Here is a 16,134-nt window from a genome sequence, read left to right on the forward strand (position 1 = left end):
AGCATAGCGCATCAAACGATTATGGCCAAACATCAGTGTCTGTTGGCATCCTACCTTAATTTTGAAGAAAAACCAACAGGTAAATCGAACAAAAATTGGGGTAACCTGTATATTTGTCGGGTTTACGATTTGCTTTTCCCACTGTATAGAATGACGTATTGCTTAGGTGTTAAGGTGGCGTCGGGCCTAGTTGCCATTGCCGACAGACGATTGACTTCGGGTACGGAGGTCTCTTCGAACCGAAAAATCTCCGTTCATGAAGTTGAGAATCACTCCCTGTTTATCATGACTTCAGGACTACGGTCTGTCCGTGATAAAGCCATTACCTATTTTAGTGAAGTGCTTACCGAACAGGATCGATCATTCAATAAACTCTACAAAGCTGTTAACGCATTCGGTGAGCAGGTTAAGCGCGTAGCCCAGGAGGATAAAGCGTCGATTATTGCCAATGGGCTGAATTTCAATCTGAACGCCATTGTGGGTGGTCAACTTGAAGACGATACGGAACACAAGTTGTTTTTACTTTATCCCGAAGGGAACTGGGTAGAGGTAGATCAGGGGTCGCCGTTTAAAATTATTGGTAATTCGGGCTACGGAAAGCCTTTGTTATTCCGAAACCTGTCGTACGAATCCAGTATGCAGGATGCGCTTAAAATTGGTTTTTTGGCCTTCGATGCCACGCGGGTTAGCGCCAACGATGTTGATTACCCACTCGATGTGGTGATCTATCCAAAAAACAGCTTCCATATGACGGAATACCGACTCGATAAGGAAGATATGGACGAAATATCGCACCAATGGAGTGCCCTGCTGAGCAACTCCGTTCGGAAACTGCCTTCCTACTGGATGGACCCCATCTTTGAAAAAGTTCGCGCCGTAAAAAATGTATGAGGCAGGTAGTATACTAAAGGAGGTAAACGTTCTCCGATAGAATCAAACAACCTATATCATACAGTATATCTATCTTCACATGCGTCTGCACGTTCGGCATGAATCTGAGTACACATACGATGCACCTGTCGCTTTAGGGCCACAAACGCTGTACCTGTATCCGCGTATGTACCCGTATCAGCGGCTACTATCGTACACGTTGCAGATTGATCCCGAACCAGCACGCATTGTGCGTAATGTTGATGTAGAAGGGAATGTACAGCAGGTCGTGTACTTCAGTCATCTGACTTCACATTTGCGGGTAACTGTTGAAATGGAACTGGAATCTGACGAATTCAACTCGTTCGATTTTGTTTTGTTTCCCTTTGATACCCAGCAGGTTCCTTTTCGGTATCCTAAAGCAGAAGACGAACTGCTGCGTCCGTACCTGGACGAACTGAGTGTAACAGAGCAGGTCGAAAGCTGGGCCAGAGAGTTAGCGGCTCAGGCCGATTGGCAGACAACAGCGTTTCTGATGGCACTGAACCAGGCTATCTGGAAATTTACGTATGAAGTTCGTGAGGAAGGTCTTCCGTTACCCCCCGAGCAAACGCTGCGTCAACGGAAAGGCTCCTGCCGCGATTATACAACCCTATTTATGGCGGCCTGCCGGAGCTTAGGGATTGCCTCCCGATTTGTGAGTGGTTATTTGCTGGGTAATCCTCAGCAGGAGCATCAGCTTCATGCCTGGGCAGAGGTGTATTTGCCCGGAGCAGGCTGGCGCGGTTTCGACCCTACCGAAGGCACGCTGGTGGTAAATCGGCATGTTTTTCTGACATCGACGGCCAAACCAGAGCTGGCAGCGCCAATCAGTGGCACGTTTATGGGGCGGGCCAATTCTACCTTACGATCAGAATTGACATTCATCTAAACTAGCTACGAAGGCTCGCTCGTTTATCGTTTATACAGACACGTGGTCGCTACTGAACCCGTCTCTATACCGGAAATTGACAACTTACCATTAAATAAGTAATGGTAATTAACCAACGACTGACAACGATCAACTATTTTTACAATTTAACCGAAACAATTATCCAACCCGTCACGTGGCATTAATAAAGTCTATTTCCGGCATTCGAGGAACGATTGGAGGACAGAGTGGAGAAGGCCTGACACCTTTAGATGTCGTTAAATTTACAGCCGCCTTTGGGCAATGGCTGCGACAGCGTAACCCCGATCGTCAGACGGTGGTCATTGGCCGGGATGGTCGACTGTCGGGCGAAATGATTTCTAAATTAGTGGCAGCTACGTTGCAGGGGCTTGGCCTCAACGTGATTGATCTGGGCCTGTCCACAACCCCTACTGTCGAACTGGCTGTTCCCGGCGAAGGGGCTTCCGGAGGCATTATCTTAACCGCCAGCCATAACCCAATCCAGTGGAATGCCCTTAAACTACTCAATGAAGCGGGTGAGTTTATTTCAGCACAGGATGGAGCCGAGGTATTGTCCATTGCCGAAGCTGAGTCGTTCGATTTTGCCGAGGTGCGAAAGTTAGGCCAATACCGGGCCGACTCGACCTGGCTTCAGAAACATATCGACCAGATTCTGGCTCTGCCTCTGGTTGATAAAGAAGCGATTGCCGCCCGAAACTTCCGTATAGTGGTAGATGCTGTTAACTCAACGGGTGGTCTGGCCGTGCCGATGTTGCTGGAAGCACTGGGTGTTGAACAGGTGACTAAACTGCACTGCGAACCGACCGGAAACTTTGCCCATAATCCTGAACCATTACCAGAGAACCTTCGGGATATCATTAAAGAAATGCAGAAAGGCAAAGCGGATCTCGGCATTGTTGTCGATCCTGACGTTGATCGGCTGGCCCTGATTTGCGAAGACGGTTCTCCCTTTGGCGAAGAATACACGCTGGTAGCTGTTGCGGATTATGTTCTGAAAAATAATCCAGTTGGAAGCCCCCGATCGAGCAATACCGTGTCGAATATGTCGAGTACAGTCGCTTTGCGGGATGTAACTCAGAAATACAGTGGGCAACATTTTGCATCGGCCGTTGGGGAGGTGAACGTGGTGGATATGATGAAGGAAAACGACGCTGTGATTGGGGGTGAAGGTAATGGGGGAATTATTTACCCTGACCTCCATTATGGGCGTGATGCACTGGTAGGTATTGCGCTGTTCCTGACTCATCTGGCCAAGTCGGGTAAGTTGGCTTCCATACTTCGACGGACGTACCCCAACTATTACATCTCGAAAAATAAAATAGAGCTCACCCCCGATATTAACGTCGATGCCGTGCTTGATCGAATACAGGCCAAATATGCCCGAAATCCGATTAATACCCTCGATGGGGTAAAAATCGAGTTTAATAAAGAGTGGGTTCATCTGCGCAAATCCAACACCGAGCCTATTATCCGAATCTACTCCGAATCGGATACACTGGCTACGGCCGATTATCTGGCTGGGAAGATCATCAGCGACATTCGGGAAGTTATCGCTGAGAAGCGGTAACCGCCCGACCCATCAGTAAAACAGATTTTCTAGACTTTACATTACCGGGCTGCTACAGGTGTAGTGGCCCTTTGTTTGCCCTATCCTGTAGAAAAAAATACTCAGAACTTGTAGATACAGTCGATACTAATAAACAAAAAATAGAATTTTGTGTCTGATAAACAATTGGTTAGCGATTGCTCAGGCGAAATGGCATACTTTTTTTTACAGATTCTTTAATCGTAAATCAAAACTGAAAACAAACACGATTATGAGCTTTCTAAGAGGAGTATTAGCTGGTCTGGCCATTGGTTATCTGACAGCTCCCCGTAGCGGGAAAGAAACACGCGAAAAACTATCGCAGGGAATGGACGATTTGCAACGCCAATGGGAAGACGGTGTTGACCAGGTAAAATCTCAGGTCGACCGAGTGGTTGGGAAAGCAAGCAATTCCGCCAATCAGTATGCCAATGAGGCCGAACAGATATTTGATAAATACAAGGAGGAAGGACAGGCCAAAGCTGATCAGAAGCTAGGTCAGGCGAAAAGAGCTTATAACAATACTGTTGATAATGCTGCCAACTCAGCCGAAGAAGGAATCGATCGGGCTCAGGAAGCATTGAAGATCGACTAATAGCCAAACTAATGTCGATCAACAAGCCGAAAGGTCCTGAACATGTGTTCAGGACCTTTCGGCTTGTTGATCGACATTAAACCTACTTAATCGAGATGGGAACATCGACGGTATCCCATTTCAGGTCTACGCCTTTGCTGTTGACCTCATACACGAGTTTTTCGGTCATGGCCGTTTTCTTGGGTTTAACCTCTACGGTCAGCACGTCGTTGGCTGGGTCACGGTTGGCTTCGCCACCCCGCTTAATGCCCCACTGGCCGGTTTGTGAATTGAAAATGATTTTCCAGTCTTTTTCGCCAGGTGTAGCAAACAGGCTGTATTTACCGGCCGGTAAGGTTTTACCTTCTACTTTGATGTCTTTGTCGGTTTCAAAGATGGTGGCTTCATTGGCACCAGCCCGCCATACTTTGCCGTAAGGAGCCAGCGTTCCAGCGGGGTCCCATACGTTCCGACCTTTTACAGATGGACTGCTGTAGTTGATGGTGATGGTGGCTCCACCAATTTTACCGCTAGCTGTAGCGGGAGGACTGGGGCGGCTGGCTTTGTCGCCTTGTGCGAAACTGATCATAGTCATACATACACCAGCTAACGTGAGAGCCAGAATCCGAGTCATTTGTAAGGTTTTCATACAGAAACAAAAGGTTAGAATTGCGGGCGAAAGTATGCATTTTTTCCAAAATAAAACGCCCGATTACTAAGTCGGGCGTTTGTAAAAATTGTTAACTCTAAACCTGATCGTAAACTGCAGGGACGTTAAGGCGCAAAAAGCCATTAATTTATTGGTAGTGTCCTGGTAGTTGGTCAATTTATTCCCATTCGATGGTAGCAGGTGGCTTCGACGAAATGTCATACACCACGCGGTTGACCCCCTTTACCCGGTTAATGATTTCGTTCGATACATCAGCCAGGAATTCGTAAGGCAGATGTGCCCAGTCGGCGGTCATCCCGTCCACAGAGGTTACGGCCCGTAAGGCAACTACACGCTCATATGTACGCTCATCGCCCATAACGCCAACCGATTGAACCGGCAGCAGCATAGCACCCGCCTGCCATACTTTATCATAAAGTCCTTCGCGCTTCAGCCCGTCAATAAACAGGGCATCGACCTGTTGCAGAATCGCTACTTTTTCGGGCGTAATATCGCCCAGAATCCGAATCGCTAACCCTGGGCCGGGGAACGGGTGGCGTCCCAGGATGAAATCGGGAAGACCGAGTGTACGACCGACGGCCCGCACTTCATCTTTGAAGAGGGTATTCAGTGGCTCTACGACTTTAAGCTTCATGAAATCGGGGAGACCACCCACGTTATGGTGCGATTTGATAGTAGCCGAAGGGCCTTTTACGGATACGGATTCGATCACGTCCGGGTAAATAGTGCCCTGCCCCAGCCACGAAACTCCTTCGATCAGGTGCGCTTCATGGTCGAATACATCGATAAAGGTTTTACCGATGGCTTTCCGCTTGGCTTCGGGATCGGTCAGACCTGCTAATGCGCTATAGAATCGGTCTTTGGCATCGACGCCTTTAACGTTGAGCCCCAGTGTTTTGTACGATTCGAGTACCGATTCGAATTCGTCTTTCCGCAGCACACCGTTATCGACAAAAATGCAATAGAGGTTGCTGCCGATGGCCTGGTGAATCAGCATGGCGGCAACCGATGAGTCGACACCGCCCGATAAGCCCAGCACGACTTTGTCGTTCTTTAGTTTTTGCTTCAATTGGGTTACGGTACTTTCGACAAACGATTCGGATGTCCAGTTCTGCGCACAGCCGCAAATGTCGACAACGAAATTGTGAAGCAGAGTTTTACCCTGGAGTGAGTGCGTCACTTCGGGATGGAACTGAATCCCATAGGTAGGCTCGCCCTCAATGTGGAAAGCGGCTACCCGAACGGTATCGGTGGAGGCAATGACTGTGAAATTATCGGGAACGCTGGTAATGGTGTCGGCATGCGACATCCAGACCTGCGAATGCTGGTCAATACCTTTCAGAAGCGGACTTTCGGTATCGACTGTGCCAAGTTTGGCCCGGCCGTATTCACGAATGGAAGAAGGCTGTACGTCGCCCCCGCTGGTGTGCGCCAGTAACTGAGCGCCATAGCATACCCCTAAAATGGGGAGTTTATGCCGAAAAGCTGCCAGATGAACTTCAGGGGCATCAGTATCACGAACGGATGATGGACTACCTGAAAGAATAATGCCCTTGACGTCAGCCGTGATTGTGGGAATGTGATTATACGGATGGATTTCGCAGTAAACGTTCAGTTCGCGCACCCGGCGGGCAATGAGTTGGGTGTATTGCGAACCAAAATCCAGAATCAGAATTTGTTCGGTGGCCATGAATTGGTCTCTAAAATGCAAAGTTAGAGCATTTTTCGTTTGACCAACTCAATTTTCACCACAAAAAGCGATTAAGGCTTTAGATACTGTAGTGTCGGCACTATGGTTTGGCAGTGGTGTCGGTTACTAATAACCGACACCGTGAAATAGGATGTTTAGATCTTCTGCGGCCCTTGGAGCTACTAACCGGCCAGCTACTGTTTGATGGGTAGCCAAATGGTAAATGTTGTTCCCTGATCGGGGACCGTATCGAAGGTTAGGGAGCCAGCATGCCCTTTGGTGACGATGTCGTAACTGAGTGATAAGCCTAAGCCGGTTCCCTGCCCGGTAGGCTTGGTCGTAAAAAAAGGATTGAACACTTTGGCCCGGACCTGATCGGCGATGCCCGTACCATTGTCATGAATTGTGATTCTGATCCCAGTATCTTCCTGATACGTACGTACAACGACGATTGGCTGGTATGCTCCAGTAGCCTTAGTCGCTTTTTCGCGAACGGCATGGAACGCATTGCTGAATAAATTGAGTAGTACGCGCCCCATATCCTGAGGCACTACAGTTACCTCTTTCAGATTGGGGTCGAAATGAGTTTCCAGTTGGGCGTTAAACTGCTTGTCTGTTGCCAGGAGGCCATGATAGGCCAACCGAAGGTATTCGTTACAGAGGGTATTCAGGTCGGTTGGCTCCCGCTGACCAGTACTGGTGCGGGCATGACCCAGCATGCCTTTGATAATACTTGCTGCCCGACTACCGTGTTGCCGAATCTTTTGCAGATTACCCGTCAGATCGTCCAGCAGTTCTTCTTCGAGTGTTAGGTCGCGGTTCGTCCCTTTTTGTTGTTCGTCCCGAAGTTCGACCAGTAACTCGCCCGATACCTCGGCAAAGTTATTGACGAAGTTGAGTGGGTTTTGTATTTCGTGGGCTATACCCGCTGTAAGCTCGCCCAGGCTAGCCATTTTTTCGCGTTGAATTAGCTGTTGCTGTGTCTCGCGAAGTTCGGTCAGCGATTGCGTCAGTTCAGATGTGCGCTGGGTCACCTGTTGTTCGAGGGTTTCGTTTTGCTGGGTCAGAATATTTTCTTTTTCGGCAGATAGCTGTTGCACCTGTACCAGTCGTTCTTCCAGCGTTTTGTTCGTCTGGGCATGTTCACGGGCTAGTATGATAGCAAATGTGATCGGTAGTGTCAGGAAGAAAAGCAGATTCGTCATGGCTGACAAAATTGCATTATAAGCCGGGAAGTGGATTGATAACCACCAGCTCATAAAGCCACCCAGCAGCAGGATGACCAGCATGACAAGAATACTACTGAGCATGAACCGGGCATTTATTTGTTTGGCCCGAATGGCATTGATGCTGACCCGTATGCCATCGGCAAATAGCCCGGTAATGGCCAGAATGGATATAATGCTGGCGACTTGCCAGGATGACGATAAGGACATTATACACCGGGGGATAATCAGCAAAATACCCTCTATGACTAAAAACCAGGGTAAGGGCTGATCCAGGTAGACGTAATAGGTGACCAGGAGCATCAGCATAAAGAGCGATACGAGTAATCCCTGGCTTACGATAAGCCATTCGCCAATTGATGGATCGGTGATGAGGCCCAGCAATTCGACCAGTGTAATGCAGAAAGCCCCCGAAAGCATGGTTAGTCCGAATACCAGATTGACCCGCTTTCGGCGGTAGTAATAATAAAGAAAGTGGATAACCCCCAGCATGAAGAAGATACCGACCAGCAGGTAATTGCCAAGCGCCTGGGTATACAGTCGGTTAAACTGACTCGTGGCTAAGTGCTGCGCTTCGAACAACGTAATTTGGAAAACAGGCAGGGTAAAATAAAGGAACTTAGGCGAATACCAGGGGGGCAGTTGCTGCGAAAGCCGTATAGCCAGTACATGACGACCGGGAGCTAAGGGGGGCAGAAGGTAGATCGCATGATCGGATGGCGTATAAGATCGCTGAGTCTGGTAGGTTGACCCGACTCGTCCCAGTTGTTGCCATCGTGACCCGTCTATATAAATGTCCGAAGCCCCGGCCTGATTGAGCGTAGCTGCCAGAGAAACAGGCAGCGTATCTGTATTAAGCGTGAAGGTATAGCGCAGCCAGCCAAGGGGATGGTTTTTGACGTTGTCCAGACGCGTTATTGGACGGCCTGGCCGGATGGTATCCCATCGGCTATCATCGAACGAGGGATTAGCCCAGGCCGGGTTATCGCCGGTATGCCAGCGCCAGCCCTTTACTAGCGACAATCCATCAGCGGGCAGGCTGTCGATTCGGGTTACCGATTGAGCATACGTGGTCAGTGCCCTCAACATAGACAGCGCCAACAGCAGAGATAGAATATGGGTACGTAGTCGATTCGTTGTCCAAATTGGCTGATGTGTCGTATCGATTGTAATCATTGGCCAGTTAATCACTGTAAAACTCTTACTTTTACGTTGTAGAACAAAATAACAGTCGCTAGTCAATAGTAGTCAGTTTATCGGTAGGATTCACGGCTAAAAACATCTTTTTTATACGACCTACAATGGACAATTATCGACAAACGACGAACCACTCAACTTGAACGTCCCTGTTTTTTTAGCCCGTAAGGTTCGCCACGCGCCAGAGGGCAGTTTTTCGGCTACGGTTACTCGAATCGGCATTGGCAGTATTGCGCTGGGTTTAGCCATTCTGATTGTAGCCTTTGCGGTCCTTTATGGGTTTAAACATACGATTCAGCAGAAGATTTTTCTGTTTGGGGCGCATCTGGGCGTGAGCAAGTTTACCAACAATATGTCGTATGAAGAAACGGCCCTGCCTCTGCATTCCAACCTGTACGACGACAGTACGAAAATTCCGGGCATTCGGCATATTCAGGCGGTAGCGCTAAAGGCGGGTATCCTCAAAACCAAAGAGGAACTGAGTGGGGTGATTCTGAAAGGTGTGGGCCGCGATTATGACTGGAATCTGTTTCAGGGATCGCTGGTAGCCGGAAAAGTCCCCGTTGTTGGAGCCGATACAGGTTCCGGATCGACCCAACTGTTGCTGAGTCAGTACATGGCAAACCAACTGGGGGTAAACGTGGGCGAAAGTGTGCCTTTGTATTTCCTGGGGAATGCCCCGCGGGCTCGTAAGATGACCGTTGTTGGTATTTATGACACCGGGCTGGAAGAAGTCGATAAAACCATTGCCCTGGGTGATATTCGACTCATTCAACGGCTGAATCGCTGGGGGCCTGATTCAGTAGGAAGCTACGAGATTTTTGTCAATGATTTTGCCCGACTCGACCAGACAGCCGCCAACGTTTTTCAGGCCCTGTCGCCCGATATGCGCCTGACGCGCGTAACGGATCAGTATCGACCCTTGTTCGACTGGATGCTTCTGCTCGACCGAAATATGGTTATCCTACTGAGCCTGATTACGTTTATTGCTTCGTTCAATATGATTTCGGTGTTGCTGGTGCTGATGATGGAGCGAACACCTATGGTTGGTTTGTTGAAAGCACTGGGAGCCGCTAATCCGCTCATACGGCGCATGTTTGTATTTGTCGGGCTCAATATGGTTAGTTGGGGACTACTGATTGGCAACGTAGTCGGGTTGGGGCTTTGCTATATACAGGACCGTTTCAAACTGATTCCGCTCGATCCCAAAAATTACTTTATGAACTATGTACCCATTGTGTGGGACTGGCCGACTATTCTGGCCTTAAATGGAGGGGCCGTTTTGCTAATTGCGCTGGTGCTTTGGTTTCCAACATTCATCATTAACCGGATTCAGCCGGTAAAAGCGCTGGCCTTTAAAAAGTAAGCCTGTTTACGGGTTTTCCCTATCAGCTGTAACCTTCGCGGCTCCTTGAAGTTTCCAGCGAAACGGAACGTTTATGCGCGTACAAAGAGGTCAGACCTGGGCTGTATTGGCAGCTTATTTTATTGTATTGGTAAATTCATTGGGCTTCGGTCAACAGAGGCCAGCGAAGGAAGGAACTCACCAAACACCCAGTGAGGTCGATGCCTTTCTTCGGAAAAAGCTAAGTGAACGTCGGATTACCGGGTTACAGGTAACGGTGGTTCAGCAGGGGAAGATTGTCCTGTCGAAGTCGTACGGTATGGCGAATGTGCAGGATGGAGTACCCGTTACCAATCGGAGTATTTTCCCGATCAACTCCTGCACCAAAGCGTTTACAGGCGTGGCGATCATGCAACTTGTGGAAGAAGGGAAAATAGACCTTTCGGCCCCGGTATCCCGGTATCTGGATAGCCTTCCTCAGGCCTGGCGGCCCGTCACGATCCGCCAGTTATTGACTCACGTTTCGGGGCTGCCCGACATCAATCAACTACTCAATCCTGGTACATACGGGCTGGAAGGCGTTGGCACCGAAGAAGCGGCTTTTGCTAAAATTCAGACGTTTCCGATGGATTTTCCAACCGGAACGCAGTTCAGCTACAATCAGACCAATTATCTGCTGCTCGGTAAAATCATCGACAAATTTCGAGGTAAACCCTTTGCACAGGTATTCAAAGAACGTCAGTTCGATGTGGTCGGCATGCCTGGTACGGTCTTTGGCGATTCACGCGATGTGATTCCGGGTATGGTACAATCGTATCGGTATGTGACCCGTCTGGATGGTAAACCGCTGGGCGAAGAAAAGCTGATTACCAATTACGCCGAGTTTCCGCCCATGCGCCGAACGGCTTCGGGTATGAACAGTACGGCTGAAGATATGGCCCGTTGGATTATAGCATTGCAACAGGGCAAATTGCTGAAAACAAAAGAAGCTTTAAAAACGCTCTGGACACCAGGCTCTTACAATAACGGAAGTCCTACGCAGTGGGCGCTTGGCTGGACGGTGAAGCCACGCCCTAAACATGACGCTATTTTGATTACAGGAGGAGGTCGTTCGGCTATGTGTGTGTACCCCGAGGATGAACTGGCCATAGTTGTTCTGACGAATCTGGCAGGCTCGTATCCCGAGGAGTTTGTGGATGAACTGGCTGGTTTCTTTAATCCGGCAATCCCTTTGTCGGATCCGATTACGGCTTTACGTATGCAACTGGAGAAGCAGGGCTTCGATCAGGCATCAGCCATCTTTGCTGAGCTGAAACGAACAAACCCGGGTTTTCAACCAACCGAGACTGATCTGAACGATTGGGGATATCGACTCCTGAATGGACAGGGAAAACCGAAGGAAGCATTGGCAGTATTTAAACTGATCGTAAAACAATACCCTGATAGCTGGAATGCCTACGATAGTCTTGGCGAAGCGTTATTGAAGAACGGGAGAAAAGAAGAAGCCATCAGCATGTACCAGAAATCCGTTACTCTCAATCCTGATAATCAGAACGGGAAAAAGATGCTGGAGTGGATTGCGAAGTAATAGAGATTAGATTAAACACGGAGCCGCAGAGCGCACAGAGGAAATATAAATTCTCTGTGCGCTCTGCGGCTCCGTGTTTAATCTATAATCGCTCTTCGAACAATTTCAGAATACGCTTGTATTCGTCCATCCAACTGGTAGGCTCCACAAACCCATGATCTTCGACAGGATAGGCGGCTACTTCCCAGTTCTCTTTTCGAAGCTCGATTAGTCGCTGAATGAGCCGGACCGTATCCTGAAAATGAACGTTTACATCGACCATACCGTGGCAGATGAGGAGATAATTTTTCAGCCCTTCAGCAAAGTTGATGGGCGACGACAAACGGTACGATAGCGAATCTAACTGGGGCTCGTTCAGGATGTTAGCCGTATAGCCGTGGTTGTAGGCCGCCCAGTCGGTTACAGGACGAAGCGCGGCACCGGCTTTGAATACATCTGGTGTGGTAAACATCGCCATCAGCGTAATAAACCCACCATACGATCCGCCATAAATGCCAATCCGGTTCGCATCTACACCATGGTTCTGCACCAGCCATTTGGCCGCATCGACATGGTCATCTAAATCCTTACCACCCATGTGCCGATAGATGCCCGTTCGCCAGTCACGACCGTAGCCAGCACTGGCCCGATAGTCAATGTCCAGTACCGTATACCCCTTGTCGGTGAGTAAGTTATGGAACATATACTCGCGAAAGTACTGGCTCCACCATTTGTGTGCATTCTGTAAATAACCTGCGCCATGAACGAACACAACCGCTTTTCCACTTGCTTTTGTCGGTTTATATAGCCGGGCATAAATCGTTTGGCCATCGCGGGCGGGAATGGTTACCAAAGCCGGTTCGCGCCAGGGATATTTTTTGAATTCGGCGGTAGGCGAGTCGGTCAGTTTGAGCGCGTCTTTCCCAATATCCCCCTTTTTCGCATCAGCCTTGATGTCGGTAACGTAAAGCTCCCAGGGCTGGTTGCTCGACGAGTAGCGAATGGCCATCCGTGTTTCGTTAGGGGCCAGGGTTACATCGTTGGCTCCCGGCATAGTGGTGAGCTTTACTCGTTCACCGCCCGTAACGGCCATCCGGTAATAGTGCTGTTCGCCGGGATGGACTTCGTTGGTTTGCAGGAAAAAGTATTTTTTATCTCTCGATAACTGCACCTGTTGTACTTCAAACTTTCCCGATGTCAGTTGTTTTTTCTCGCCCGTCAGCACATTAACCGTGTAGATGTGCGAATAGCCGTCTGCTTCCGACTGGAACCAGATCGTTTGATTGTCGGCCAGAAAGTTCATGTTACCAGCCGATGGGCCGAAGCCCTGAATACCCGGCCCGCCAATCCAGGCATCGTCGTGCTGCCGATCCAGAACGGTGAGTTTCTGGGTTTCCAAGTCGAGCCGCATAATCCAGCGATCTTTATTATCGAACGACCGGGCGGTTACCACGGCCAGTTTGCCATCGTCCGACCAAAGCACACTGGTCATGGTCACTGGACGCATTTTCTTGCTGGTGTCGGCTTTTGCTTTGGCCGTCGTTTTCAGATAGGCGGGTTGGTCATAAATTCCGGGAATAGCTTTCAGGCTAACGGTTCGCACGGTATCTTTTACCCGATCGTATACAAAAAACTCCTGCGTAGCGGCTGGCACCCCTACTTTAGTACGAGCCGCAATTTCTTCGGTATAGCCCGATTCGGTAACATAATTGGGGACCTGGGCTGTTTTAACATTCGACGCACTTTTTGACAGTCGATACGTAATGAACCGGCCATCAGGACTAAGTTGTGGGCCGAGCAATTGCCGTTCTTCCAGGTAAACTTCCTTCGGGCGTTTGGGACGGTCGGCTTTGCTGATACGTTCGCCTTCGTCCTTTTTCTCTTTTCGTTCCGTCAGCACCGTCGAAAGCCGTAACGCATCCTGTTTCAGAAATTTCTCCTCATCGGAGGGTTTGGGATCGGGCTTTTTCGAGCCGGGCCGGAAGTCGGTTAGCTGGTCCAGTTGGCCCGTTTTCAGATCGATACTGAACAGGTTGTTACTGCGCCGGAAGACTACCCGTTGCTCATCGCCCGAAAAATTTGGATCATTTTCAACCTCAACCGTATTCGTCAGTTGCCGGATAGCACCCGTTTTTACGTCGAGCAAATACAAATCACCCTGCCGTTCGAACAGCCGTTGGGTATACGCCCGGTTGTAGGCGGCTACAGGTGGCGTGGGCAATGCCCGACGCTCGGCGGGGCTAACCTTTACAGGTTTTGATGCCGTCAGAGGTTTGCCTTTAGCAGTTGGTACGAACGTTACCTTATAAAGCGAATCACTTTTCGCTTTTTCGGGGTTCCAGTTAAAATAAAGCGTCTGTGAATCTTCGGACCAGAATGGGTTGGAAGGGGACGTGCCGACCCAATTTTTAGGGTCTTGCATAATCGTTTCGACGGTGAGTTGCGGAAGCTCCGGCGTTCCCGACGATTTGGGCGCTGATTGGGCAAGCACCGATGCCGTAAGAAGTGTGAGTGGCCAGTAAAAGAGGTGTTTCATGAAAAAATAGCGTAAGCAGATGAAGGGAAAGCCTGAAATTAGGAAGAAAAGGGCGAATCGCTTACTTTTCGGCGTGAAAACGCGCATTAATCCGGCCATCGAACCCATCGTGAGGGAGTTAAAACCAGCCTACAGACGCTTTACGGCGACCGTCTGCACGATGTGGTGCTGTATGGTTCGTATGCCAGGGGAGATTACGACGAGGAGTCGGACATTGACCTGATGGTACTACTGAACGACGAAAACGTAAATACCTATGCCGAGCTATTCCGATTAAGTGATATTACAATGGATTTTATTCTTCGGTAAGGCAGTATCGGTTTTACCCGCTTCCGTTAAGCGGTATCAACAATCGTTTAGGCCTGTTTATCAAAATGCTCGAAGAGAAGGAGTATTGGTATGAAAGAACAGATTGATCGCTTTTTAGAACATGCTTCTGATACTCTGGACGATGCCCAGTTTCTGCATCAGAATGGCCGTGTTTTAGCGCTGGTAAATAGAGCATATTATGCAATCTTTTATTGTGTCTGCGCTTTACTATTGACAGAAGGCATCACCACAAAAAAACACGAGGGAGCACGGGTTAAATTTCATGAGCTATTCATAAAAACTGGTCGCTTTTCTCGTGACGCTGGTAAAATTCTGGAACGGAATTTCGCTGCCCGTCAGTCAGCAGACTACGATATGGAAGCTTTTCTAAGCGATGAAGAAGCAAAACTCTGTTAGATGATGCCCGGACCTTCTACGAATGAATGATCGCTTGTTTTACAGCAAACCCACTAGCTTAATCCAGTCCTAGCTGGTCAATACACTCATAATACTTATGCAATACGTTGTTCACGCATACGACCATACCGACCCCGATGCGCTGGATCGGCGGATGGCCGCCCGTCCGGCTCATTTTGAGTACGTCCGTCAACTGAAAGAAAAAGGAGAGTTTATTTTGGGCGGTGCCCTGCTCGATCCCGATGGGAAAATGATTGGTTCGATGCTTTTACTAAATCTCGAATCGAAGGACCGATTGGATGATTACTTGCAAAATGACCCGTATATTGTGCAGGGCGTTTGGGAAACCATCGATGTAAAACCCTTCCGTCAGGCGAGTGTGTAAATGAATAATGAACAATGGATAATGTAATTCTTCGATTGATGTTCAATTATTCATTGTTCGTTTTGCATTATTCATCAACTTAATGACCTACAACCTATTTTGATACAAGCAGCAATATTTGATATGGATGGCCTTCTGGTGGATTCGGAACCCCACTGGCGAGCTATGGAACGTGAGGTATTTGCCACGGTTGGGCTATACCTGACTGACGAAGAGTGCAAACAGACGACGGGATTGCCCATTCTGGATGTGGTACATTACTGGTTTGCCCGCCGTCCGTGGGCTGACCCAACAGCAATAGGGCGAGGGTTTCAGGAACTGGCCGACGCCATTACCGAAGGGGTTCATGAGCGAATCGCGCACATGGCAGAACCGATGCCGGGGGCTGTTGAAACACTGAATTTTTTCGCTCAGCAGGGCATGCCAACGGCCATTGCTTCGGCGTCGCCCATGAGTTTGATTGAAGTGGTTGTCGATCGGCTTGGTATCCGCCAATCGCTCACTCTCTGGCATTCGGCTACATTGGAAGCGCGTAATAAACCGGCTCCTGATGTATATTTGGGCACGGCCCGGAAACTGGGGGTATTACCTGCCGACTGTCTGGCATTTGAAGATTCAGGCAATGGACTGAAATCGGCTCACAGTGCGGGTATGCGAACGGTGGCAGTGCCTGGTGCCTTTGAATTGAATGACCCGAAATTTGCTATAGCCGATGTGATTCTACCTTCACTAACGGAATTTTCGGCAACCCTATTTGATACCCTACAAACCACAGAAAACTATTCCTAACGTGTTAATAGTGCTTGGCACA

General features: G+C 49.0%; 14 protein-coding genes. 10 read left to right on the forward strand and 4 right to left on the reverse strand.

Annotation, left to right across the window (positions count from 1 at the left end; all coding sequences use genetic code 11):
* Positions 1-150 precede the first annotated feature (150 nt).
* From B5M13_RS11055 to B5M13_RS11070, 4 genes are all read left to right on the forward strand, one after another.
* Positions 151-891 (forward strand): peptidase, encoded by a 741-nt coding sequence (locus B5M13_RS11055; protein WP_026262289.1) that lies wholly within the window; start codon positions 151-153, stop codon positions 889-891.
* Positions 892-970: 79 nt separating this feature from the next.
* The gene (locus B5M13_RS11060) at positions 971-1,801 is read left to right on the forward strand and encodes a transglutaminase family protein (RefSeq protein WP_080055728.1); all 831 of its coding nucleotides are present in this window, start codon (positions 971-973) and stop codon (positions 1,799-1,801) included.
* Positions 1,802-1,976: 175 nt separating this feature from the next.
* Complete coding sequence (gene glmM / locus B5M13_RS11065; protein WP_080055729.1) at positions 1,977-3,389, forward strand: phosphoglucosamine mutase; 1,413 nt, start codon at positions 1,977-1,979, stop codon at positions 3,387-3,389.
* A 250-nt stretch (positions 3,390-3,639) separates the two neighbouring features.
* The gene (locus B5M13_RS11070; protein ID WP_080055730.1) at positions 3,640-4,002 is read left to right on the forward strand and encodes a YtxH domain-containing protein; all 363 of its coding nucleotides are present in this window, start codon (positions 3,640-3,642) and stop codon (positions 4,000-4,002) included.
* A gap of 82 nt (positions 4,003-4,084) precedes the next feature.
* On the opposite strand, the gene B5M13_RS11075 is transcribed toward B5M13_RS11070, so the two are convergent.
* The 3 genes from B5M13_RS11075 to B5M13_RS11085 form a co-directional block, all read right to left on the reverse strand.
* Positions 4,085-4,630, reverse strand: coding sequence for a DUF2911 domain-containing protein (locus B5M13_RS11075; protein WP_080055731.1), 546 nt, complete (start codon positions 4,628-4,630; stop codon positions 4,085-4,087).
* 178 nt (positions 4,631-4,808) lie between these two features.
* Complete coding sequence (guaA, locus tag B5M13_RS11080; RefSeq protein WP_080055732.1) at positions 4,809-6,341, reverse strand: glutamine-hydrolyzing GMP synthase; 1,533 nt, start codon at positions 6,339-6,341, stop codon at positions 4,809-4,811.
* 194 nt (positions 6,342-6,535) lie between these two features.
* Complete coding sequence (locus B5M13_RS11085; protein ID WP_080055733.1) at positions 6,536-8,743, reverse strand: ATP-binding protein; 2,208 nt, start codon at positions 8,741-8,743, stop codon at positions 6,536-6,538.
* 160 nt (positions 8,744-8,903) lie between these two features.
* Here B5M13_RS11085 and B5M13_RS11090 point away from each other — a divergent pair, with 160 nt between their 5' ends.
* Both B5M13_RS11090 and B5M13_RS11095 read left to right on the forward strand, forming a co-directional pair.
* Positions 8,904-10,130, forward strand: coding sequence for an ABC transporter permease (locus tag B5M13_RS11090; RefSeq protein WP_080055734.1), 1,227 nt, complete (start codon positions 8,904-8,906; stop codon positions 10,128-10,130).
* A 73-nt stretch (positions 10,131-10,203) separates the two neighbouring features.
* Positions 10,204-11,697 carry a serine hydrolase gene (locus B5M13_RS11095; RefSeq protein WP_080055735.1) on the forward strand — a complete coding sequence of 498 codons (1,494 nt, stop codon included), beginning with the start codon at positions 10,204-10,206 and terminating at the stop codon, positions 11,695-11,697.
* A gap of 82 nt (positions 11,698-11,779) precedes the next feature.
* On the opposite strand, the gene B5M13_RS11100 is transcribed toward B5M13_RS11095, so the two are convergent.
* A complete protein-coding gene (locus B5M13_RS11100) occupies positions 11,780-14,212 on the reverse strand; it encodes a prolyl oligopeptidase family serine peptidase (RefSeq protein ID WP_080055736.1) in 2,433 nt (810 codons plus the stop codon).
* A gap of 162 nt (positions 14,213-14,374) precedes the next feature.
* Between B5M13_RS11100 and B5M13_RS34090 the strand changes: the two genes are divergently transcribed.
* The 4 genes from B5M13_RS34090 (at position 14,375) to B5M13_RS11120 (ending at position 16,112) form a co-directional block, all read left to right on the forward strand.
* Entirely contained in the window at positions 14,375-14,521 is a 147-nt protein-coding gene (locus tag B5M13_RS34090) for a nucleotidyltransferase domain-containing protein (RefSeq protein WP_245859940.1), read from the forward strand.
* 90 nt (positions 14,522-14,611) lie between these two features.
* Positions 14,612-14,938, forward strand: a complete 327-nt coding sequence (locus B5M13_RS11110) for a HEPN domain-containing protein (RefSeq protein WP_245859941.1) — start codon at positions 14,612-14,614, stop codon at positions 14,936-14,938.
* Positions 14,939-15,035: 97 nt separating this feature from the next.
* Positions 15,036-15,323: a YciI family protein gene (locus B5M13_RS11115; protein WP_080055737.1), complete on the forward strand. Its 288-nt coding sequence runs from the start codon at positions 15,036-15,038 to the stop codon at positions 15,321-15,323.
* Between the two features lie 123 nt (positions 15,324-15,446).
* Positions 15,447-16,112: an HAD-IA family hydrolase gene (locus B5M13_RS11120; RefSeq protein ID WP_245859943.1), complete on the forward strand. Its 666-nt coding sequence runs from the start codon at positions 15,447-15,449 to the stop codon at positions 16,110-16,112.
* Positions 16,113-16,134 lie beyond the last annotated feature (22 nt).

This window comes from Spirosoma aerolatum (assembly GCF_002056795.1).
GTDB classification, from domain to species: domain Bacteria; phylum Bacteroidota; class Bacteroidia; order Cytophagales; family Spirosomataceae; genus Spirosoma; species Spirosoma aerolatum.